The organism is Photobacterium pectinilyticum (genome assembly GCF_024357955.1).
In the GTDB taxonomy this organism is placed as follows: domain Bacteria; phylum Pseudomonadota; class Gammaproteobacteria; order Enterobacterales; family Vibrionaceae; genus Photobacterium; species Photobacterium pectinilyticum.
The window spans coordinates 79487-100875 of record NZ_JANEYT010000008.1; the positions used below are offsets into that span (position 1 = coordinate 79487).

Consider the following 21389-nt stretch of genomic DNA (forward strand, 5'->3'; position numbering starts at 1 on the left):
GATTATCTATCTACCTGTCCCATCGCCCGCCGTACCAGCGGGGCTTTCAATACATCTACACATTCCATCGCCATCAAACCAAGGTTACGGCCAGCAACAAAAGGCAAGCTATCGTTGGCAAAAATACTGACCAAGCTAGCGGTCATGCCAACCGTCGCGTCACGATCCGGCTCACGGCGCTGGCGGTAACGGCTCAAAACCCGAGTATGTCCGGCATCACCGGTTCGAGCCCACTCACGACAGATTTCCTCGGCCAGGCTCATGACATCACGCAGGCCGAGGTTGAACCCCTGACCGGCAATCGGGTGTAGCGTTTGAGCCGCATTACCCACCACGGCGACCCGGTGAGAAACCAGGCGTTGGGATTGGCGCAATAACAATGGATAGGCATGCCGTGCACCGGTATGGCTCAAGCGACCGAGACGCCAACCGAATGTTTGCTGAAGCTTGGCAAGAAACGTCTCGTCACTCCAGCCCATCACTTCAGGTTGGTCCTCAGGACTTATACACCACACCAATGAACTCCGGCCTTCCGACATCGGCAGCAAGGCAACCGGCCCATGTGGGGTAAAACGTTCAAACGCTCTGCCCTGATGCGCCTCATTTGTGGTTACATTCGCAATCACCGCTACCTGCTCGAAGTCATACTCGCTGCGACCTAAGTCCAGCATGTCACCAACAGATGACTGGGCACCATCAGCGGCAACCACTAAGCGACTGTATAACTGGTCACCATTGTCCAAGATCATATCTACACCGTGCTGATGACGTTCGATCTCAGCGATCTTAGCCGGACAAATCAGATCAACATGATCCAACTTAGCCAGTTTGTGATGGAAGACCCGCCCGGCATCAGCCAATTCAACCACGTAACCCAACGCTTCCACAGCCCGTTCACGGGCATCAAGGTGGACAATACCGGCGTGGCCGCGATCTGAAACATGGATCTGGGAAATGGCGGTCGCCACACCAGAAAGCGCCTGCCAGCAACCGATACTGTCGAGCTGCTGGGCCGAGCCTAGAGAAATGGCAATGCTTCGCGCGTCATAGCCAGGGTGAAGATCCAGCTTCGGCTCTACCGCTTCGATAACGGCAATACGAAGCCTCCCTCCCCCCAGTTTATCCAATGCAACTGCCAAGGTTGCGCCGGCCATTGCACCACCGGCTATCACGACATCGTACTGCTTCACATTTGTCCCTTAAATGAAAGTACTGTGCATATGCTTAGTGAAGAGTTGGCTTGTCTGCTGGATCAGCCGTTTCCTCTTCAGCTTCACCGCGCTGGCTCAGACCGATCAGACACGTCAACACGCATTCCGGCACATAAGCCACCACGTTATCAAAAAGCATCGCCTGCTCTTGCATATCTTCGTCTTCATCAACACCAAGCTGAGCAATTTCTTCCAACGCCGCCACCGCCTCGGTGACATCATCAGACAACTGCTGCTTGTTCATCCCCATCAGACCAAGGCCAGAAATAAAATTGGTCACCCATTCACTGAGTGCTTCGGCACGGAGCATCAGCTCAGCGTCTTCGCCTGGAAGCAACAATTCAACAGTGAAATCAACGTCAGCCAGCTCGGCAGCCGTCGAGGTGAAAAGGGTTTGGGTCAGGCCGCCCAGCTCGCAGGCTGCCGCGTCAAACACCGAGCGCACAACCGTTTTGGCCCCATCAGTCATCGCGTCGCCCTGGTTGGCATAGTCACAAATAGGTGCCAGCCACTGCTCACCGTCAACAGCCATACCACCGCAAATCATCCCGCAGATCAGGCCATGCAGCTCTGACGGGGTAACGGCCAGGCCTTGCTCTTTCAGCATTGGTTCTAGGGTTTCATAGGCAGGGAGTTTTACGTCGCTCATGGGCTGTTCACCTTATTATCATAGGGGTAGATCGTCTTTATGGTATGCTACCATTTATACAAAAGATCAGTCACTCGCCATTTCAGATCTGAGGCTGATGTTTACCTCAATCTGGTTAATATCTGATTAATTAGACACAATTAGTTCTAAAGCATGACGGGCTCACTTGCATGTTGATAGGGCTTTTTCTATATTGGGCCTCCTAGCGCAAATCGCAGCGGAATGCCAAATTGGACGATCTGGCACGGAGCAGATTAAACATTTATGAGTAACCAGGCAGTAGAAATTCAGGTATATGGCCGCAGCTTCAAGGTGAACTGCCCAGCAGGCCAGGAAGACGCTCTGCGTGCAGCAGCCGCCGATTTTGATCAACGCTTAAAAGATCTTTCTGAGCGGACTAAAATCACCAACGCCGAACAACTGCTAATGTTTACCGGTTTGAACATTTGTAACGAGTTGCATAGTGAGCGCCAAGAACAACAGCGTAATGCTGAAAAACTATCCAATAGAATCAGCGAGATGGAAGATTTATTGGAGAAAGCATTGCAATATCAGCCAAAGCGTTGATAATGAATTGACCCTGGGGTGTGCGTCAGCGGATTAACGTCCCCGAGCCGATAAGCAAAAACCCAGGATCAGCTTTGATTAACTATTGAGCAAGCTCGGCCCGTACCGAGAAGCCTGCGGTTAATGTTGCTGATCCACCTTGAACATCTGGTTCAAGGGCCACAATGCGCAACGGCACCTTGGGGCATACCTTTTACGATAAACTTGATGAGCAAACGCTGCTGACAGTTATCGACTCCTCAACTCCTCAGAACCTTTTGTCATTGGACGAGCTATGAGATCTGCGGTCCCTGCATCAGCCACCCGGCAGCAACTTCGCACACAAACCCGTGAACATCGACGGCAGTTAACATCCGTCCAGCAGTCACTTGCCGCGCGCGATTTACTCGAACACTGCAAGCAGGCTACCAGTCTACTCGACGCTCAACATATTGCCCTCTATCTCGCCAACGATGGTGAGCTCGATACCACCCCGGTGATCGAATGGCTGTGGCAGCAAGGAAAAGAGGTCTACCTACCGGTACTCCACCCATTTAGCAAAGGCCATCTGCTGTTCCTCCACTACACGCCAACCACGAGGATGAACCGCAACCGCTATGGTATTCAAGAGCCGGTTTTGGATATCCGACTCGTCAAACCGGTCATTGAGCTCGATACTATCTGCACTCCTCTGGTTGCTTTCGACAATACCGGCCAACGCCTAGGTATGGGGGGAGGCTATTACGACCGAACCTTGAGCCTGTGGCACAATGAACGACGTGGTCCGCGCCCCGTTGGTTTGGCCCATGATTGCCAACAAGTCGACAGCCTGCCGTTTGAGACCTGGGATGTCCCACTCCCCGAGATCATCACCCCGTCGTACCATTTTCACTGGTAAGTACTGACAAACAGGGCTTAAAAGTGGTGATATTGACAAAAAATCACCATCTAGACGCAAACGTTTGTCTTTTCTGTACCACAGCCATCACTTAAGCCTATGTTATTAATAGGGTTGTCTTTTTATCCAACTTAGGGTGCATTTATCCGGCCAGATAACGACTGACGCCAGACCGCTATTTGGCTATAATCAGCGCTCCGCGCAACGTTTGTCATCACGAGGAGATAAGCATGACACAAGATGAAATGAAGAAAGCTGCTGGCTGGGCTGCTCTAGAGTACGTAAAGAAAGGCAGCATTGTAGGTGTCGGTACTGGCTCGACGGTTAATCACTTCATCGATGCTTTGGCTACCCGCAAAGAAGAAATTAAAGGTGCAGTATCAAGCTCTGTCGCTTCTACTGAGCGCCTTGAGCAAATCGGTATCCCTGTATTTGATGCCAACGAAGTCTCTAGCCTAGATATTTATGTAGACGGTGCTGACGAAATCAACGGCGAATACGACATGATCAAAGGCGGCGGCGCAGCCCTGACCCGCGAAAAAATCGTGGCAGCGATTGCCAAGCAGTTTATCTGTATTGTTGATGACACCAAGCAAGTTGATGTGCTGGGTCAATTCCCGCTACCGGTTGAAGTGATCCCGATGGCACGCTCATACATCGGCCGCGAGTTGGTTAAGCTTGGTGGTGACCCTGAGTACCGCGAAGGCTGTGTCACCGACAACGGCAATATTATTCTGGATGTCCACAACATGGCTATCACCGACCCGAAAGCAATGGAAGAAAAAATCAACGCCCTGCCGGGTGTCGTGACTGTTGGCCTATTTGCCCACCGCGGTGCTGATGTTCTGCTTGTCGGCAGCCCTGAAGGCGTGAAAAAATTCGAAAAGTAATCACTTAGCCCTTTTTTACCTTGGCTGACAAAGAAAAAGGCGCTTTTAGCGTTACTCACTTTCAAAACGGCATAATATATGCCGTTTTTTATTATCAATCCTGTAATATTCTTACCCATTCTGGTCAATTTTTGATAACTTAACTGGCAGCATGTAAGCAAACCGAATGTGGTGCTCATGGGTTGCCCGTATACAGGAAATCTATTCCTTCCTTTTCCTGCCTCAGCCCAGCTCCCATGAGCCCCTCAGCCACCAGCGTTAAGGATGAATATCAATGGCTAAAGTTTCACTGGAAAAAGACAAAATAAAGATCCTGCTGTTAGAAGGCGTCCACCCTTCAGCAATTGAGGTACTTCAGCAGGCAGGCTACAGCAACATCGAATACCACAAAGGATCCCTTTCCGGTGACGAACTGCTTGCAGCCATTGCAGACGCCCATTTCGTTGGCATCCGCTCCCGCACCCAACTGACAGAGGAAGTTTTCTGCGCTGCACAAAAACTGATTGCGGTCGGTTGCTTCTGTATTGGCACCAACCAAGTTGAATTGAGTGCCGCCGCCAAACGGGGGATCCCGGTCTTCAACGCCCCATTCTCCAACACCCGAAGTGTGGCTGAACTGGTACTGGGTGAGATCCTGTTACTGCTTCGTGGTATTCCAGAAAAAAATGCCAAGGCTCACCGTGGCGAATGGTTAAAATCTGCCGACCAGTCTTTCGAAGCCCGTGGCAAACGCCTCGGTATTATCGGTTACGGCCATATCGGTACCCAGCTTGGGATCTTGGCTGAAAACCTAGGCATGAAGGTATACTTCTACGATATCGAAAACAAACTATCACTGGGCAATGCAACCCAAGTACCATCGATGACCGAGCTGCTAAATAAGTGTGATGTGATCAGCCTGCACGTACCGGAAACTCCAGATACCCAAGATATGATGGGTGCCGAAGAGTTTGCCCGCATGAAGCCGGGTTCTATTTTCATCAACGCGGCCCGTGGTACGGTCGTCGATATCGACTCACTGTGCAGCGCGCTGGAGAGCAACCACATTGCCGGTGCTGCTATCGATGTGTTCCCGGTTGAGCCTAAAACCAACAACGATCCGTTCGAGAGCCCATTGGCCAAGTTCGACAACGTGCTGCTAACACCGCACATCGGTGGCTCGACCCAGGAAGCACAAGCAAATATTGGTATTGAAGTGGCTGGCAAGATGGCCAAGTACTCAGATAACGGCTCTACCCTATCTGCAGTTGGATTCCCTGAGGTATCCCTGCCTGAGCACAGAGAGTGCTCACGCTTGCTGCACATTCACGAAAACCGCCCGGGGATCCTCAACCAGATCACCACAATCTTTGCTTCCGAAGGGATCAACATCGCTGCCCAGTACCTGCAAACCGGGGCTGAGATCGGCTATGTGGTAATTGATGTCGAGACCGAGCGATCGGAAGAAGCTCTGTCGAAGCTAAAATTGATCGACGGCACTATCCGCGCCCGTATCCTGCACTAAGCGCGAACGGCTGCCGAAAACAACAAAGGAGAGCAAATGCTCTCCTTTTAAATTCTGGCTATTGCCTCGCGCCAAATAAGCCTATTCCTCAAGCTTAAACACGACCTCAACACGATCACGGATGGTGATCTGGGTATCCTGATAGCTGACGGCATTCTCCGGTGCAGCGTCCATTGCCATGCGCATCACCATAGGACGAGACTGGCTGACCTGATAAGAGATCTGCCATACTCCATCCAAGGACTCACCAAACCCTTTAGCGAGCGATTCCGCCTTGGCAATGGCATCTTTGATTGCAGCCTGACGCGCTTGCTCCATATACTCGTCTTCGTTGCTAACCTTAAGCTCAATATTGTTGATGCGGTTGATACCGTCACCCAACGCGCTATCAAGGTAAGTATTAAGGTTCCCCAGCTCATTCACCGTCACCGTTACATGGCGGCTAGCACGGTAGCCCTTGAGCTCCGGCTCTTTGTCTTTAGGGTAGCGATACTGAGGCTGCAGGCTAATATTGGCGCTTTGGATTTGATTGCGATCCAAGCCCTGCTCCAGCAAGCGCGCCACAAATGCTTCAACGGCTTTATCCACTGCCTGCTTGGCGTCTTTTGCCGTTGGACGGATCTCTTCGACAGCAACGGCAAACACCGCCATATCCGGCAGGGCTGTGATCTCGCCATTACCGGTTGTCTGCAAATGCGGAACACTCACCGTGGCTGCAGCCATACCACTGGTACCCAACAAACCCAACCCCAACATTACTGCGACAAGTTGTTTTTTCATCTGGCCTATTCCTATTTTATTAATCTATTTTTTCATGCGTTGTCCATACGACAACGGACAGAGACAAAAAATTCCTTTGATTGATAACTTTTTGTACATTGTTTTATATTTATTGTGGCAGGACCTTCCCAGCATAATGAGTCATCTGTTCAGACAAGTCAGACAATACCCCACTTTCCAGTGCCCAGTGATGCCAATACATTCTGCGAGTCAAGAAAGTATCCGGAGTCAGGTTAACCAATGTTCCTGCATCAAGCTCCTGCTGGATTTGGATCCGAGGAATAAGGCAATAGGCGATGCCCTCCACCGCCATCCTGACAAAGGCCTCCGACGAACGCACCGTGTGCTTCATTACACTGCCAAAAGGCAGATTGAAATGCTGATGGATAAATCGCTCGTGCACATCATCGTGATAATCGAATGCAACACTGGGTGCGGCCAGCAAGGTGTCGCGGTTTACCCCTTGGGAGAAATACTTATCAGCGAATGACGGACTGGCCACGCAGAGGAAATCCACCCTGCCAAGATAATCAGCCACACATCCCGGCATCGGGGTAGACTCCATACTGATCGCCCCAACCACCTCGCCACCGCGCAGCTTATCCAGAGTTCGGGATTCATCTTCGATCATCAGATTGAGCTCAATCCGCCTTGAGCGCAACAAAGGACTCAGTGCAGGTAACAACCAAGTGGCCAGACTATCGGCATTGGTCGCGATAGACACCGACAATGGCTGGCTGCTTTCATCCGGTGTCAGCTCGGGTAACAGCTCTTGCTCGAGCAGGCGCACCCGACGATACAGCCCCAGCATTTTTTGTCCTGCCGCTGTTGGGCGTGGCGGCTGCTCCCTGACCAGCATGGGTTGGGCCATCAACTTTTCCAACTGCTTGATCCGCTGTGACACCGCCGATTGGGTAATACACAAGTACTCTGCTGCCCGCTCAAATCCCCGTTGGGATATCACCGCATCAAGCGCTTCAATCCATCGATAATCCAGTCCTCGCACCTTTTTTCACCTACTTTGTATCTGTATCGCGCCTTCATTAGAAAGTCTAATATTACATAAATTTTATTAGTTGTACTTAACAGTAGTGGCAAGAGTATGCTTGCGCCAACACTTTCAATCCGGCCTCCCAGATACAGGGAGAAACCGAAATATCAGATAATAAGGTAAGCAGTAAAATGAGCATTTGGGCGTTATTACAAGGATTTGGACTAGGCGCATCGATGATTATCCCGATAGGGGCACAGAACGCCTTCGTGCTCAATCAGGGAATAAAGCGCAATCACCACCTCACCACCGCGGCCATCTGCAGCGTACTTGATACCTTGTTTATTAGCCTAGGCATCTTTGGTGGCGGGGCATTACTATCCAGCAATGAAACCTTGCTGACCAGTGTCACTGTCGGCGGGATCCTGTTCTTGACCTTTTATGGCTGCTTGTCATTAAGTAGCGCCCTTAGCAAGCCTTCCAAGCAAGAGCAGAACAAAGAGGTATTGGCCCACGGCCGCCGTGCCGTGATCCTCGGTGCACTGGCTGTCACCGTGCTTAATCCACACATGTACCTCGACACTGTGGTCATTCTGGGCTCTATCGGCGGCCAATTTGAAGGCAATGACCGCGTGGCCTTTGCCATCGGTACCATCCTGGCATCGTTTGTCTGGTTCTATACGCTATCGCTGGGCGCCGCTAAATTAGGGCCGGCATTGTCAAAACCCAAAGTAAAAGGCGGAATCGACCTCGCCGTTGCCGCTATGATGTTCTTCATAGCCAGCCGTCTGGTACAAGAATTATGGAGCCAATATGCAATCTGAGAAGTTAGAACAAATTTACCTGAGTAATCTGGCCTTGTTTGGGCAAACCAGTGTCAGCTACCAGCAGTGGCAGCATGAAGCCATTTTGGATTATGAGACCGATGAGAAAATTGCCAACGAGCTTGGCTGGACAGCCGCTCCGACCAAGAGTCTGTTCATGCGCCTCAAGGGCGGTGGCCACAGTCTGTTGCTGACTCACCGCGACAGCCGGCTCGACAGTAAACTAGTCAAGCAGGTACTGGGAAAGAAGGTGTCAGTGTGCAGTCATGAAGAAATGACTGAGGTGATAGGCTGTATACCCGGCGCAGTCTGTCCGTTCGGCCTGCCGGAAGAGATCTCCCTGTTGATAGATCCGGTTCTTTACCAGCATGACGAGCTGATGTTTACCCCGGGCAAGCCGGAGCTAACCTTTGCCTTTGCCAGCCGCGATCTCGACAAGCTACTGTCGGCACTGCCAAATACAGTGATCCCGCTGCCGAGTTAATAATTCCAACCTACATAAATATTTGATCAGTATTGCTAGTTAAAATCGCACATAAAAAAATGGAGCCTTGCGGCTCCATTTTTTGTTGGTATCGATATTACTGCTCGAGAGCCTTGTTGAGGTGGACATCCATCTGCGGATACGGGATCCCGATGTTTTCTTTATCCAACTCTTCTTTGATAGCCTGCATCAAATCGAAGTATACCGCCCAGTAATCTGCGGTATTCACCCAAGGACGTACCGCGAAATTAACGGAGGAATCAGCCAGTGCCAATACACCCACCGTTGGCTCAGGATCTTTCAATATACGCGCATCGGCTTCTATCACCCTAGTCAGCACCGCTTTGGTATGCTTGAGATCGGCATCATAAGAAACACCAATCACCAAGTCGATACGGCGGGTTTTATGGCGTGAATAGTTGGTGATTGGGCCACCAATAACCCCCGCATTCGGCACTACCACCATTTTATTGTCAGGGGTTTTCAGGATGGTAGAGAACACTTGGATCGACTCGACCGACCCAGATACCCCACCAATCTCAACAAAATCGCCCGACTTGAACGGACGGAAGGCAACGATCAATACACCGGCAGCGAAGTTTGACAGCGAGCCCTGCAAAGCCAAGCCAACGGCCAAACCGGCGGCACCGATCACGGCAACGACGGATGCCGTCTGTACACCGACGCGGCCCAAAGCAGCAATCAGTACAATCACAAACAACAGGTAACGCACCAGCGATTGGAGAAACTCAACAACCGCCTCGTCCATATCTTTTCTGCGCAGCATTTTTGCCACGCCATTGGCAATGCTCTTGGTGATGATATTACCAATAAACAGGATCAACAACGCAGATAGGATGTTCACCCCGTACTGGATCAGTAGTTCCTGATTGTCAGCCACCCAAGTACCGGCATTGAGCACGCCATTGGTCAAATCATTATCTTTGATGGTATCCACCACCGTATCTGCAACACCTGTGACGGTATCCGTTACGGTATCTGTAACACTACTCTCACTCATACCTTTCTCATCCTGCAAATATTATTTCCTTTCCCATCCCTAAAACTCGCGGGAGCACAAATAATCATAGGCTTAATTATGAAAATTACTTATGCAATCACCACTATAACAGTGATTAATTGATTTTGCTGAGCACTAAAAGCGATTTTTCGCACCGAACAATATTGCTCGTCTAAAAAATCGCCAACAATAAATTGGGAGGGTTCACAAACAAATGACAGGCATAAAAAAACCCGCCGTAGCGGGTTTTTTCTTAGCTTAGCGCAGGACGTAAAATTATAGTACGTCGATAGCGTTAAGGTCAGAGAATGCTTTCTCTAGGCGAGCAACCATTGAAGACTGACCAGCACGTAGCCATACGCGAGGATCGTAGTACTTCTTGTTTGGCGCAGCTTCACCAGTTGGGTTACCGATCTGGCCTTGTAGGAAGTCACGGTTTGCAGCTTCGTATTGACGAACGCCATCCCAGTTAGCCCACTGAGTATCAGTATCGATGTTCATTTTGATAACACCGTAGCCGATAGACTCTTGGATTTCTGCTTCAGAAGAACCAGAACCACCGTGGAATACGAAGTTTAGAGCGTTAGGTGCAATACCGAACTTCTCTGCACAGTATGCTTGAGAGTCACGTAGGATAGTTGGAGTCAGTACAACGTTACCCGCTTGGTAAACACCGTGTACGTTACCGAAAGATGCCGCGATAGTGAAACGAGGGCTGATAGCAACTAGCTTCTCGTAAGCGTAAGCTACATCTTCAGGAGAAGTGTATAGCTCAGATGCGTCCATATCAGAGTTATCAACGCCGTCTTCTTCACCACCAGTACAACCTAGTTCGATTTCTAGTGTCATACCCATCTTAGCCATACGCTCTAGGTACTTACCAGAAATCTCGATGTTCTCTTCTAGAGACTCTTCAGAAAGGTCAATCATGTGAGAAGAGAATAGAGGCTTACCAGTTTGCGCGAAGAACTCTTCACCCGCGTCTAGTAGACCGTCGATCCATGGAAGAAGTTTCTTAGCAGCGTGGTCAGTGTGAAGAATTACTGGCACACCGTAAGCTTCAGCTACAGCGTGTACGTATTTAGCACCAGCAACAGCACCTTTAATTTGTGCTTCTTGACCTTCTAGCTTCAGGCCTTTACCAGCGAAGAATGCAGCACCGCCGTTAGAGAACTGAACAACAACTGGTGCTTTAACTTTTGCAGCAGCTTCTAGAACAGCGTTTACAGAGTCAGTGTTAACAACGTTAACCGCTGGAAGTGCGAACTTGTGCTCTTTAGCAATTTCAAAAACTTTCTGTACGTCGTCGCCAGAAATAACACCAGGTTTTACAAAATCGAAGATCTTAGACATAACAATAGTCCTATTTGCCTTGTTGTCTTATAAACAAAAAACTGTGCAATCGTTTGCGAAACGCCCGTATTCTACAAAAACATGACATCATTCACAAACGATTAGTGCGGAAGTGCTTTGCCGGAACTCCCGCCCTCAATTTAATTAAGCTTTTGCACGCTCTTCTAGCATCGCAACAGCTGGAAGTACTTTACCTTCAACGAACTCAAGGAATGCACCACCACCTGTCGAGATGTAAGAAACGTCAGCTTTGATACCGAACTTGTCGATAGCTGCTAGCGTGTCACCACCACCGGCTACAGAGAAACCTGCAGATTCAGCGATTGCTTTAGAGATACCCGCGGTACCCGCTTCGAAGTTCTTGAACTCGAATACACCTACTGGGCCGTTCCAAAGGATAGTTTTTGCGTTGCCGATGATTTCAGCTAGTGCAGCCGTTGAATCTGGGCCAAGGTCGAAGATCATGTCGTCGTCTTGAACTTCAGAAACTTGCTTGATTTCAGCTTCAGCGTTCTCGTCGAATGCTTTTGCACAAGCAACGTCAGTTGCAACTGGGATAGCACACTCTTTCATTAGCTTCTGCGCGGTTTCAACTAGGTCTGCTTCGTAAAGAGACTTACCTACGTTGTGGCCTTCAGCTGCGATGAATGTGTTCGCAATACCACCACCAACAACAAGTTGGTCAGCAATTTTAGATAGCGACTCAAGTACAGTTAGCTTAGTAGAAACTTTAGAACCGCCAACGATAGCAACGAGTGGACGCTCTGGGTTATCCATTGCTTTGCCTAGTGCTTCTAGCTCAGCAGCAAGAAGAGGACCCGCACATGCTACTGGCGCGTAAGTACCTACACCGTGTGTAGATGCTTGTGCACGGTGAGCCGTACCGAATGCGTCCATTACGAAGATGTCACACAGTGCAGCGTACTGCTTAGATAGTGCTTCTTCGTTCTTCTTCTCGCCTTTGTTGAAGCGAACGTTTTCAAGAACAACTAGCTCACCAGCGTTCAGCTCTAGGCCGTCTAGGTAGTCTTTTGCTAGTTTAACGTCGCAATCTAGCGCGTCGTTTAGGTAGTTAACAACAGGCTGTAGAGAGAACTCTTCCGCGTACTCGCCTTCAGTTGGACGACCCAGGTGAGAAGTAACCATTACTTTAGCGCCAGCTTCTAGGCACTGCTTGATAGTTGGTAGCGACGCAAGGATACGCGCATCAGAAGTTACTTTACCGTCTTTTACAGGAACGTTTAGGTCAGCACGGATGAATACGCGTTTACCCGCAAGTTCCAGATCAGTCATCTTGATTACAGACATGGTTTGTCCTCTCAACATTAAATTAATTTAAAATCAAAGTTTTTATCGGCCCAGCGTCACTGCCAGACCCTAATAATTCGTTATAGCTTATCGCAAACCGCTGAGCTTTGCTCACCAGCCACTTCGGCTGTGTCGGCCGCATTCATTGCCAAGGCGGTGTCTAGCATTCGATTGGCGAATCCCCATTCATTATCACACCAGACCAACAGCTTAATCAGGTGCTGGTTACTTACTCGGGTCTGGGTACCGTCGACAATCGCGCTATGGGGATCGTGATTGAAGTCTACAGAGACAAGCGGCACTTCGGTATAATCAACAATGCCATCTAATGTACAACGAGATGCCTCGGCCAGTGATTGATTTACGTCATTAACTTTCACATTTGTTTTTACAGTGACACTCAAATCCATCGCGGTGACGTTAATTGTCGGCACGCGCACAGAGATCGCTTCAAATTTGTCAGAAAATTTCGGAAATATACGGCCAATCCCCAGGTGAAGCTTAGTATCAACAGGAATAATTGACTGGCTGGCAGCTCGGGTACGGCGTAGATCGCTGTGGTAAGCATCGATGACTTGTTGGTCATTCATTGCCGAATGGATGGTGGTAATGGTGCCGGATTCGATACCGAAGGCGTCATCCAGCACTTTGATAACAGGGACAATACAGTTGGTGGTGCAAGAGCCATTAGAGACAATATTGTGCTCAGACTTGAGCGAGTCGTGGTTCACACCATAGATAATGGTATTGTCGATATCATTTGCAGCAGGATGGGAAAACAACACTTTTTTGGCGCCCGCTTTGATATGGGCTTCGCCGTCGGCGCGACTGCCAAAGATACCGGTACAATCCAAGACAATGTCGACATCTAGATCCTTCCAGGGCAGCAAGTGGATTTCGTTTTGGTGAAGAATACGGATACTGTCTTTCACGCCGTTTTCATGAGCAATAAAAAGATGCTCCTGATCATGGCTGACAGGCTTAAAAAAGCGTCCATGGCTGGTGTCATACTGGAGCAAATGAGCCATACCTTCAGGCTCAGCCAGTTCATTGACCGCCACGACTTTGATGTGATGATCTTTACCGCTTTCGTACAGTGCCCGAAGCACACTGCGACCAATACGGCCAAATCCATTAATTGCGACTTTTAGTGTCATATCCGTGCTACAAAATTAATAAGCCGCGTTAGTGTATAACAAGCACCTCTGAGAATCACCATAAATGTGAGCAGAGTCACCCAAGCAACCAAACCACCATTACTTCAATAGCTTACAGTTAAAACCGCGCATTCTAACGGGTCTTTACCAGCAATACCTTACGTGACAATGGTCTCATTTTATATAAAAAAAGCCCCCTGTCCGGGGTCTTTTTTTTAACCTTCGAAATAAATCGCTACGTGAACAGCACTCAGCGACTTAATTCTAATCACGCTTATGCCAACACTTCTTTCGCCGTGTTAACCACGTTCTCGGTAGTGAAGCCGAACATCTTGAATAGTTCACCTGCAGGGGCAGATTCACCGAATGTCGTCATACCGATGATCTTGCCACCAAAGCCAACATACTTGTACCAGAAGTCAGCAATACCCGCTTCAACAGCAACACGTGCCGTTACATCAGATGGCAATACTGCTTCACGATAAGCCGCATCTTGCTTATCGAACAAATCTGTCGATGGCATAGATACTACGCGTACCTGCTTACCTTCAGTCGATAGTTGGGCTGCTGCTTCAACTGCTAGCTCAACTTCAGAACCCGTTGCGATAAGGATAAGCTCTGGCTTACCTTCACAATCTTTCAGGATGTAACCACCCTTGGCGATGTCTGCAACCTGTGCTTCTGTACGCTCTTGCTGTGCCAGGTTCTGACGCGAGAAGATCAGTGATGTTGGGCCGTCTTTACGCTCGATAGCCAGTTTCCAAGCCACTGCAGATTCAACCTGATCACATGGACGCCATGTGCTCATGTTTGGTGTTAGACGAAGTGATGCAATCTGCTCAACTGGCTGGTGAGTCGGACCATCTTCACCCAGACCGATAGAGTCGTGTGTGTAAACTTGGATGTTCTGCACTTTCATCAGTGCCGCCATACGCATTGCGTTACGCGCGTATTCCATGAACATTAGGAAAGTTGCACCGTATGGTACAAAACCACCGTGCAGAGCAATACCGTTCATGATCGCGGTCATGCCGAATTCACGTACACCGTAGTGGATGTAGTTACCAGAGAAGTCATTCGCTTCTAGTGACTTAGAACCAGACCACATCGTCAGGTTAGAAGGCGCCAGGTCAGCAGAGCCGCCCATGAACTCAGGAAGCATCTGGCCAAACGCTTCAAGCGCGTTTTGAGAAGCTTTACGTGATGCGATGTTGGCAGGGTTAGCTTGCAGATCAGCGATGATAGCGTTCGCTTTCTCTTCCCACTGTGCAGGTAGATCGCCATTCACACGGCGCTTGTACTCAGCGGCTAGCTCAGGATAAGCGGCTTCATAAGCGGCGAACTTATCGTTCCATGCCGCTTCTTTCGCTGCGCCAGCTTCTTTCGCATCCCACTCAGCTGCGATATCAGCAGGGATCTCGAATGGGCCGTGGTTCCAGCCAAGGAACTCGCGAGCCGCTGCGATTTCGTCATGACCCAGTGGTGCACCGTGACAGTCATGCGTACCCGCTTTGTTCGGTGAACCGAAGCCGATAATCGTCTTGGTACAGATAAGAGTCGGACGTGGGTCCGCTTTTGCCGCTTCAATCGCAGCGTTGATCGCGTCAGCGTCGTGGCCGTCAACAGCAGGGATCACATGCCAGCCGTATGCTTCGAAACGCTTAGGCGTATCGTCAGAGAACCAACCTTCAACTTCACCGTCGATAGAGATGCCGTTGTCATCCCAGAAAGCAACTAGCTTGCCCAGACCCAATGTGCCAGCAAGAGAACACGCTTCGTGAGAGATACCTTCCATCAGACAGCCATCGCCCATGAACACGTAAGTGTGGTGGTCAACGATGTCGTGGCCTTCGCGGTTGAACTGGGCTGCAAGGGCTTTTTCAGCCATCGCCATACCCACACCGTTTGTGATGCCCTGGCCTAGAGGACCAGTCGTTGTTTCAACACCCGGTGCGTAACCATATTCTGGGTGGCCAGGTGTTTTTGAGTGTAGCTGGCGGAAATTTTTCAGATCGTCGATAGACAGATCGTAGCCAGTCAGGTGAAGCAGAGAATAAATCAGCATTGAACCATGGCCGTTTGACAGGATAAAACGGTCGCGATCAGCCCACTCAGGATTTTGTGGGTTATGGTTCATGTGGCCACGCCACAGTACTTCAGCGATATCAGCCATACCCATAGGTGCACCCGGGTGGCCAGAGTTAGCTTGTTGAACACCGTCCATGCTTAGGGCACGGATTGCATTAGCAAGATCTTTACGAGAAGACATGTCTGCTCCAGAAATTCGTAGACGTTGAATATTCGGCTACCCTTACCATCAATGATTCAGGTTAGCCGCAGTTCGGCGGGCGGGTATTGTCGCAAAGACTGGGCTATAACTGCAAACGATTTCCTGAGAAAAATAAGTTCTATATCAAGGTCATGGTTGTCATGCCACATCCGTACTCAAGGCAACTAACTGTAATAAAAGCGTTACAGGGAAAACGTTTGCTTTCTTTTGGCCAAAATATCCCTACTTGTTGCAAGTTGATTTTTAACCAGTAAAAGGTATTATGGCCGTCTAGACGGAGGTAGCTCTATACATACAAACGTATATCCGTACGCAACTGCGTGATTGATATCATAAGCATATAGAGCTCAAGTTTTTCAATTAACATATTTTTATGGGAGCGCTCATGGCGAAGCACCTGTTTACTTCTGAATCTGTATCAGAAGGCCATCCAGACAAAATTGCAGATCAGATTTCAGATGCAGTATTGGATGCGATCTTGGAGCAAGATCCGAAAGCACGTGTTGCGTGTGAGACTTACGTAAAAACCGGTATGGTGATGGTTGGTGGTGAAATCACCACTTCAGCATGGGTTGATATCGAAGAAATCACTCGTGAAACCGTACGTGAAATCGGTTATGTAAACTCAGAAATGGGTTTCGATGCTAACTCTTGTGCGGTACTAAGCGCAATCGGCAAGCAGTCTCCAGACATCAACCAAGGTGTTGACCGTGAAGACCCACGCGAGCTAGGTGCTGGCGACCAAGGTATCATGTTCGGTTACGCAACCAACGAAACTGACGTACTGATGCCTGCACCTGTGACTTATGCCCACCGCCTCGTTGAGCGCCAAGCAAAAGTACGTAAAAATGGTGCCCTACCTTGGCTTCGCCCTGATGCGAAAAGCCAGGTAACGTTTGCCTACGACCAAGGTAAAATCGTTGGTATCGATGCAGTAGTACTTTCTACTCAGCACTGCGACAGCATTGAACTACCAGTACTGCAAGAAGCAGTAATGGAAGAAATCATCAAGCCAGTTCTTCCTTCAGAGTGGCTGAACAAAGACACCAAGTACTTCATCAACCCAACCGGCCGTTTCGTAATCGGTGGCCCAATGGGTGACTGTGGTCTAACGGGTCGTAAGATCATCGTAGATACCTACGGCGGCGCAGCTCGTCACGGTGGCGGTGCATTCTCTGGTAAAGATCCATCGAAAGTTGACCGCTCGGCAGCATACGCAGCACGTTATGTAGCGAAGAACATCATCGCTGCAGGCATGGCTGACCGTTGTGAAATCCAGCTGTCTTACGCTATCGGTGTTGCCGATCCAACATCTATCATGATCGAAACATTCGGTACTGAAAAAGTATCTCACGATATCATCGTAGAAGCAGTACGCCAGCACTTCGACCTGCGCCCATACGGTCTGATCGAAATGCTTGACCTACTTAAGCCTATGTACAAGAAGACAGCGGCATACGGTCACTTCGGTCGTGAAGAATTCCCATGGGAAAAAACTGACAAAGCCGACATCCTGCGCGACTTCGCCAACATCAAGTAAGCGTTAAGTTTGTTAGCTACAGTCTGATTGTAAAAAGGAAGCTTCGGCTTCCTTTTTAGCATCTGGCATCTGGCTATTGGCTATTGGCTATTGGCTATTGGCTATTGGCTATTGGCTATTGGCTATTAAGAAGGATTAACTCCGACTAAGCCATATCAAACCTTTTGTTTTCCTTGGTCCCGCTTTTCCGAGGGCCTTGTACCTCTAGCCTCAGGTCCGCTGACCTCTTATACTCCCCCTCTCCATCAGCAAACCCTGAAAATATAATGACTCCCCTGCAAAACCAAGTTATCGAACGCGTAAAGCAATGTATCTCACTGGCCAACCAGCGCCTCAACAAGCGTTTAACTACGCCTGAGGTACGTTTTAACCAGCGTGGGAAAATTGCCGGCAGCGCCCGGTTACAAGGTTGGGAAGTCCGGTTCAATCCGGTGTTGCTCGAAGAAAACCCAGGTGCTTTTTTAAATGAAGTGGTTCCTCACGAAGTCGCTCACTTGGTGGTGTTCAAACTGTTTGGCAAGGTCCGTCCGCACGGCAGGGAGTGGCAGGTCATCATGCAAGAAGTGTTCGCTGTTACCCCTCGCACCACCCACAGTTTTGATGTCAGCTCGGTACAGGGCCAAACCTTTCATTACCGCTGCCAGTGCAGCGATCACCAAATGACTGTCCGCCGCCACAATAAGATCCGGCGCGGGCAAGCCCATTACCGCTGCCGCCAGTGCGGCCATACACTGGCTTTACAGCAGCAGGGACAATAGACCGAGGCATCTCAGCCTCTTATCCATTGAACATTCCTTGTATGGGAAACGATTATCTGCGCGCACTACAAAGTCAAGCATGACGCACAACTTTGCACGCACAAAAGTGCGAACTAAAAACAATTCAAAAATAGCGGTTTAATTTCCTTTTACCCTTGTTTTTCTCCCTTACCGCGTCCATCTCTTTACCAACCGCCTGCAATCAGCCAGAGAGTTGATATAATGCAGCCAGATAACAACCAACGGGTTACAAGATAGCCATGAGAATCCCACGAATTTACCACCCGGAGTTATTGCCAAGCTCTGGTATCGTTTCGCTCAGTGATGAAGCCGCTAACCATGTCGGTCGCGTCATGCGTATGCAGGCCGGACAGGAAGTGCTCCTTTTTGACGGCAGCAATGCTGAATTTCCGGCCGTGATCTCCAATGCCAGTAAAAAGAACGTGGAAGTGGAGATCCAGGCGCGCAATGAAGTCAGTGTCGAATCACCACTGGATATTCATCTTGGCCAGGTTGTTTCCCGTGGTGAAAAGATGGAATTTACCATCCAGAAATCCGTCGAACTGGGCGTCAGCACCATTACGCCCCTCATTTCAGAGCGCTGCGGGGTGAAGCTAAACGCCGAGCGTTTCGAGAAGAAATTGGCACAGTGGCAAAAAATCGCGATTGCAGCTTGCGAACAATGCGGCCGAAACGTGGTACCTGAAATTCGCCCAATCATGAAACTGGAAGAATGGTGTGCCGAAGAGTACGACGGCTTGAAGCTAAACCTGCACCCTCGTGCAACTTACTCGATTAACACCCTGCCAGAGCCTGTGACCAAAGTGAAGCTACTGATCGGCCCTGAAGGCGGTTTATCCGCAGACGAAATTTCAATGACCGAGCAATACACCTTTGATGAGGTATTGTTAGGCCCGCGAGTGCTGCGTACCGAGACGACAGCAATGACCGCGATCACCGCATTACAAGTTCGCTTCGGCGATCTGGGCTAACCAAGAGGAATACAGCAATGATCAAACTGGGTATCGTGATGGACCCAATCGAGTCTATCAACATTAAAAAAGATTCCAGCTTTGCCATGATGTTGGAAGCCCAGCGCCGTGGCTGGGAAATCCACTACATGGAAATGAACGACCTGTCTCTAGAGCAAGGAAAAGCGATTGCCCGCACCCGTGTAGTTAGCCTGAAAGAAGATCCAAGCAGCTGGTTCGAATTCCACAACGAACAAGAAATTGCACTGTCAGATCTCGATGCGGTATTGATGCGCAAGGATCCGCCATTCGACACCGAATACATCTACGCCACCTACATCCTTGAGCGTGCCGAAGATGAAGGCGCCCTGATCGTCAACAAACCACAGAGCCTGCGTGACTGCAACGAAAAGCTATTCACCGCTTGGTTCCCTGAGTTAACGCCAACGACTATCGTTACCCGCCGTGCCGACAAGATCAAAGCCTTCCACCAAGAGCACGGGGATGTGATCCTCAAGCCTCTCGATGGGATGGGCGGCTCGTCCATCTTCCGTGTAATGAAAGGCGATCCGAATGTTTCGGTGATCATCGAAACCCTAACCAATATGGGCCAAAACTATTGCATGGCACAAACCTTCGTGCCTGATATCAGCAATGGTGACAAACGTATTTTGGTGATCGACGGCGAGCCAATGCCTTACTGCCTAGCCCGTATCCCGGCCAAAGGCGAAACCCGTGGTAACCTGGCTGCTGGCGGTCGTGGTGAAGCGCGCCCTATCAGCGAAACCGACCGTAAGATCGCTGAGACGGTTGCCCCGGTACTGAAAGAAAAAGGCCTAATCTTCGTAGGCCTCGATGTGATTGGCGACAAGCTAACAGAAATCAATGTCACCAGCCCAACTTGTATCCGCGAAATAGAAGCGGCCTTTGATATCTCTATCACAGGCAAGCTGATGGATGCCATCGAGCGACGCATCAACGCATAGTTGGCGACTCAACGCAGCCCTGCTCCATACAGCCATGCGGCATGGACTGGGGCTGTGTTAATTTTTAAAATCCGTTCCCTTTAATACCAATTCTGTAAATTAATCGGCATACTGTAAGTAAGTCGATCGGTAGTAGGTATCTTTCCATGAACTTGACTAACCACTTTCTGGTAGCCATGCCAAGCATGCAAGATCCAAACTTCAAAGGAAGTGTTGTCTACATTTGCGAGCACAACGACGAAGGCGCAATGGGCATCGTCATCAACTTGCCGATTGAAATTTCGGTGGGCAATATGCTTGATCAAATAGAGATTGAGCGTGAACTTCCGGTCAGGGATCCATCCAGCCTAGAACAGCCCGTATTTAATGGTGGCCCTGTTTCTGCCGATCGCGGTTTTGTTTTGCATAACCGGGTTGGCCGCTTGAGCTCAAGCATTGATGTCACCGCTGACGTCTCCATCACCACTTCCAAAGACATCCTCTCGCTACTCGGAACCAGTGAGTCGCCAGACCATTTTCTGGTTGCTCTGGGCTATGCAGGCTGGGATGCCGGACAGCTTGAAAAAGAACTGATAGAAAATGTCTGGCTAACAACCGAAGCCAATACCGATGTGGTGTTCAATACCCCCGTCAATGAACGCTGGAACAAGGCAATTGCCCAACTGGGGATCAATGCCACTAACCTTTCTACAGAACAAGGACATGCATGAGTCATTCTCGCAGCGTACTCGCTTTTGATTACGGTACGAAAAGCATTGGTGTTGCCATCGGCCAGGAGCTGACCGGCACCGCTAGCCCACTAGGGGCTCTGAAGGCTAAAGATGGGATCCCTAACTGGGACGACATTGAAAAAATCATCAAAGAATGGCAACCGGACTTGGTTGTTGTCGGCCTTCCGCTAGATATGCGAGGCGGTGAACTGGAAGCCATCACCCCAAGGGCCAAAAAGTTTGCCAATCGCCTGCACGGTCGATTCGGCTGCCAGGTCGAATTACATGACGAGCGCCTGAGCACCGCAGAGGCTCGCTCCGATCTATTCGATCGTGGCGGCTACCGCAACCTCAGCAAAGGCAATATCGACTCCCAATCAGCTGTTGTGATCCTCGAAAGCTGGTTCGAGCAGCAGTACGGTTAATATAAGCTCCAGAGTCCCCTTCTAAAAGTAATAGCCCTCCCAACTATGTACTCTATAGCAGGGAAGGCTCGTTCAGCCTGTGTACAGAAATCA

Annotated in this window: 21 protein-coding genes and 1 other RNA gene; 13 read left to right on the plus strand and 9 right to left on the minus strand. The window is 49.7% G+C overall.

Annotation, left to right across the window (positions count from 1 at the left end; genetic code table 11):
- Nucleotides 1-2: 2 nt before the first annotated feature.
- Nucleotides 3-1190 carry a 2-octaprenyl-6-methoxyphenyl hydroxylase gene (gene ubiH / locus NHN17_RS05625; RefSeq protein WP_255041135.1) on the minus strand — a complete coding sequence of 396 codons (1188 nt, stop codon included), beginning with the start codon at nucleotides 1188-1190 and terminating at the stop codon, nucleotides 3-5.
- Nucleotides 1191-1224: 34 nt separating this feature from the next.
- Nucleotides 1225-1860, minus strand: coding sequence for a UPF0149 family protein (locus tag NHN17_RS05630; protein WP_255041136.1), 636 nt, complete (start codon nucleotides 1858-1860; stop codon nucleotides 1225-1227).
- A gap of 264 nt (nucleotides 1861-2124) precedes the next feature.
- Between NHN17_RS05630 and zapA the strand changes: the two genes are divergently transcribed.
- The 5 genes from zapA to serA all read left to right on the plus strand — a co-directional run bounded on the left by zapA (nucleotide 2125) and on the right by serA (nucleotide 5698).
- The gene (gene zapA, locus NHN17_RS05635) at nucleotides 2125-2427 is read left to right on the plus strand and encodes a cell division protein ZapA (protein ID WP_255041137.1); all 303 of its coding nucleotides are present in this window, start codon (nucleotides 2125-2127) and stop codon (nucleotides 2425-2427) included.
- A gap of 7 nt (nucleotides 2428-2434) precedes the next feature.
- Nucleotides 2435-2617: non-coding RNA, 6S RNA (gene ssrS, locus NHN17_RS05640), on the plus strand.
- Between the two features lie 84 nt (nucleotides 2618-2701).
- Nucleotides 2702-3304: a 5-formyltetrahydrofolate cyclo-ligase gene (locus tag NHN17_RS05645; RefSeq protein ID WP_255041138.1), complete on the plus strand. Its 603-nt coding sequence runs from the start codon at nucleotides 2702-2704 to the stop codon at nucleotides 3302-3304.
- A 230-nt stretch (nucleotides 3305-3534) separates the two neighbouring features.
- Nucleotides 3535-4194 (plus strand): ribose-5-phosphate isomerase RpiA, encoded by a 660-nt coding sequence (gene rpiA / locus NHN17_RS05650; protein ID WP_255041139.1) that lies wholly within the window; start codon nucleotides 3535-3537, stop codon nucleotides 4192-4194.
- Between the two features lie 274 nt (nucleotides 4195-4468).
- Entirely contained in the window at nucleotides 4469-5698 is a 1230-nt protein-coding gene (gene serA / locus NHN17_RS05655; protein WP_255041140.1) for a phosphoglycerate dehydrogenase, read from the plus strand.
- 81 nt (nucleotides 5699-5779) lie between these two features.
- On the opposite strand, the gene NHN17_RS05660 is transcribed toward serA, so the two are convergent.
- Together NHN17_RS05660 and NHN17_RS05665 are read right to left on the minus strand one after the other, a co-directional pair.
- Entirely contained in the window at nucleotides 5780-6478 is a 699-nt protein-coding gene (locus NHN17_RS05660) for an oxidative stress defense protein (RefSeq protein ID WP_255041141.1), read from the minus strand.
- A 109-nt stretch (nucleotides 6479-6587) separates the two neighbouring features.
- Nucleotides 6588-7484, minus strand: a complete 897-nt coding sequence (locus NHN17_RS05665; RefSeq protein WP_255041142.1) for a LysR family transcriptional regulator ArgP — start codon at nucleotides 7482-7484, stop codon at nucleotides 6588-6590.
- 176 nt (nucleotides 7485-7660) lie between these two features.
- On the opposite strand from NHN17_RS05665, the gene NHN17_RS05670 reads away from it, so the two are divergent.
- Both NHN17_RS05670 and NHN17_RS05675 read left to right on the plus strand, forming a co-directional pair.
- Nucleotides 7661-8293: a LysE/ArgO family amino acid transporter gene (locus NHN17_RS05670; RefSeq protein WP_255041143.1), complete on the plus strand. Its 633-nt coding sequence runs from the start codon at nucleotides 7661-7663 to the stop codon at nucleotides 8291-8293.
- Complete coding sequence (locus tag NHN17_RS05675; protein WP_255041144.1) at nucleotides 8283-8777, plus strand: YbaK/EbsC family protein; 495 nt, start codon at nucleotides 8283-8285, stop codon at nucleotides 8775-8777. The genes NHN17_RS05670 and NHN17_RS05675 overlap by 11 nt, the downstream gene beginning before the upstream one ends.
- A gap of 97 nt (nucleotides 8778-8874) precedes the next feature.
- Here the strand turns inward: NHN17_RS05675 and mscS are convergent, their stop codons facing one another.
- The 5 genes from mscS to tkt all read right to left on the minus strand — a co-directional run bounded on the left by mscS (nucleotide 8875) and on the right by tkt (nucleotide 15885).
- The gene (gene mscS, locus NHN17_RS05680) at nucleotides 8875-9798 is read right to left on the minus strand and encodes a small-conductance mechanosensitive channel MscS (protein ID WP_255041145.1); all 924 of its coding nucleotides are present in this window, start codon (nucleotides 9796-9798) and stop codon (nucleotides 8875-8877) included.
- A 276-nt stretch (nucleotides 9799-10074) separates the two neighbouring features.
- Nucleotides 10075-11151, minus strand: coding sequence for a class II fructose-bisphosphate aldolase (gene fbaA, locus NHN17_RS05685; RefSeq protein ID WP_255041146.1), 1077 nt, complete (start codon nucleotides 11149-11151; stop codon nucleotides 10075-10077).
- A gap of 144 nt (nucleotides 11152-11295) precedes the next feature.
- On the minus strand, nucleotides 11296-12459 hold the full coding sequence (locus NHN17_RS05690; protein WP_255041147.1) for a phosphoglycerate kinase: 1164 nt from the start codon (nucleotides 12457-12459) through the stop codon (nucleotides 11296-11298).
- A gap of 80 nt (nucleotides 12460-12539) precedes the next feature.
- Nucleotides 12540-13616 (minus strand): erythrose-4-phosphate dehydrogenase, encoded by a 1077-nt coding sequence (epd, locus tag NHN17_RS05695; RefSeq protein ID WP_255041148.1) that lies wholly within the window; start codon nucleotides 13614-13616, stop codon nucleotides 12540-12542.
- A gap of 274 nt (nucleotides 13617-13890) precedes the next feature.
- The gene (gene tkt, locus NHN17_RS05700; RefSeq protein ID WP_255041149.1) at nucleotides 13891-15885 is read right to left on the minus strand and encodes a transketolase; all 1995 of its coding nucleotides are present in this window, start codon (nucleotides 15883-15885) and stop codon (nucleotides 13891-13893) included.
- A gap of 406 nt (nucleotides 15886-16291) precedes the next feature.
- Between tkt and metK the strand changes: the two genes are divergently transcribed.
- The 6 genes from metK (at nucleotide 16292) to ruvX (ending at nucleotide 21296) form a co-directional block, all read left to right on the plus strand.
- The gene (gene metK, locus NHN17_RS05705) at nucleotides 16292-17446 is read left to right on the plus strand and encodes a methionine adenosyltransferase (RefSeq protein ID WP_255041150.1); all 1155 of its coding nucleotides are present in this window, start codon (nucleotides 16292-16294) and stop codon (nucleotides 17444-17446) included.
- Nucleotides 17447-17712: 266 nt separating this feature from the next.
- The gene (locus NHN17_RS05710) at nucleotides 17713-18204 is read left to right on the plus strand and encodes a SprT family zinc-dependent metalloprotease (RefSeq protein WP_255041151.1); all 492 of its coding nucleotides are present in this window, start codon (nucleotides 17713-17715) and stop codon (nucleotides 18202-18204) included.
- 260 nt (nucleotides 18205-18464) lie between these two features.
- Entirely contained in the window at nucleotides 18465-19196 is a 732-nt protein-coding gene (gene rsmE, locus NHN17_RS05715) for a 16S rRNA (uracil(1498)-N(3))-methyltransferase (protein ID WP_255041152.1), read from the plus strand.
- A 17-nt stretch (nucleotides 19197-19213) separates the two neighbouring features.
- Nucleotides 19214-20161: a glutathione synthase gene (gshB, locus tag NHN17_RS05720; protein ID WP_255041153.1), complete on the plus strand. Its 948-nt coding sequence runs from the start codon at nucleotides 19214-19216 to the stop codon at nucleotides 20159-20161.
- Between the two features lie 146 nt (nucleotides 20162-20307).
- Nucleotides 20308-20871, plus strand: coding sequence for a YqgE/AlgH family protein (locus NHN17_RS05725; RefSeq protein WP_255041154.1), 564 nt, complete (start codon nucleotides 20308-20310; stop codon nucleotides 20869-20871).
- Nucleotides 20868-21296, plus strand: a complete 429-nt coding sequence (gene ruvX / locus NHN17_RS05730) for a Holliday junction resolvase RuvX (RefSeq protein WP_107349959.1) — start codon at nucleotides 20868-20870, stop codon at nucleotides 21294-21296. The genes NHN17_RS05725 and ruvX overlap by 4 nt, the downstream gene beginning before the upstream one ends.
- The last annotated feature ends 93 nt before the right edge of the window (nucleotides 21297-21389 follow it).

Excerpts from the sequence above, each read along its gene's own strand:
- NHN17_RS05630 (WP_255041136.1), bottom strand. The coding sequence starts at position 1,860 with ATGAGCGACGTAAAACTCCCTGCCTATGAAACCCTAGAACCAATGCTG.
- zapA (WP_255041137.1), top strand. The coding sequence starts at position 2,125 with ATGAGTAACCAGGCAGTAGAAATTCAGGTATATGGCCGCAGCTTCAAG.
- NHN17_RS05645 (WP_255041138.1), top strand. The coding sequence starts at position 2,702 with ATGAGATCTGCGGTCCCTGCATCAGCCACCCGGCAGCAACTTCGCACA.
- rpiA (WP_255041139.1), top strand. The coding sequence starts at position 3,535 with ATGACACAAGATGAAATGAAGAAAGCTGCTGGCTGGGCTGCTCTAGAG.
- serA (WP_255041140.1), top strand. The coding sequence starts at position 4,469 with ATGGCTAAAGTTTCACTGGAAAAAGACAAAATAAAGATCCTGCTGTTA.
- NHN17_RS05660 (WP_255041141.1), bottom strand. The coding sequence starts at position 6,478 with ATGAAAAAACAACTTGTCGCAGTAATGTTGGGGTTGGGTTTGTTGGGT.
- NHN17_RS05670 (WP_255041143.1), top strand. The coding sequence starts at position 7,661 with ATGAGCATTTGGGCGTTATTACAAGGATTTGGACTAGGCGCATCGATG.
- NHN17_RS05675 (WP_255041144.1), top strand. The coding sequence starts at position 8,283 with ATGCAATCTGAGAAGTTAGAACAAATTTACCTGAGTAATCTGGCCTTG.
- mscS (WP_255041145.1), bottom strand. The coding sequence starts at position 9,798 with ATGAGTGAGAGTAGTGTTACAGATACCGTAACGGATACCGTCACAGGT.
- fbaA (WP_255041146.1), bottom strand. The coding sequence starts at position 11,151 with ATGTCTAAGATCTTCGATTTTGTAAAACCTGGTGTTATTTCTGGCGAC.
- NHN17_RS05690 (WP_255041147.1), bottom strand. The coding sequence starts at position 12,459 with ATGTCTGTAATCAAGATGACTGATCTGGAACTTGCGGGTAAACGCGTA.
- epd (WP_255041148.1), bottom strand. The coding sequence starts at position 13,616 with ATGACACTAAAAGTCGCAATTAATGGATTTGGCCGTATTGGTCGCAGT.
- tkt (WP_255041149.1), bottom strand. The coding sequence starts at position 15,885 with ATGTCTTCTCGTAAAGATCTTGCTAATGCAATCCGTGCCCTAAGCATG.
- metK (WP_255041150.1), top strand. The coding sequence starts at position 16,292 with ATGGCGAAGCACCTGTTTACTTCTGAATCTGTATCAGAAGGCCATCCA.
- NHN17_RS05710 (WP_255041151.1), top strand. The coding sequence starts at position 17,713 with ATGACTCCCCTGCAAAACCAAGTTATCGAACGCGTAAAGCAATGTATC.
- rsmE (WP_255041152.1), top strand. The coding sequence starts at position 18,465 with ATGAGAATCCCACGAATTTACCACCCGGAGTTATTGCCAAGCTCTGGT.
- gshB (WP_255041153.1), top strand. The coding sequence starts at position 19,214 with ATGATCAAACTGGGTATCGTGATGGACCCAATCGAGTCTATCAACATT.
- NHN17_RS05725 (WP_255041154.1), top strand. The coding sequence starts at position 20,308 with ATGAACTTGACTAACCACTTTCTGGTAGCCATGCCAAGCATGCAAGAT.
- ruvX (WP_107349959.1), top strand. The coding sequence starts at position 20,868 with ATGAGTCATTCTCGCAGCGTACTCGCTTTTGATTACGGTACGAAAAGC.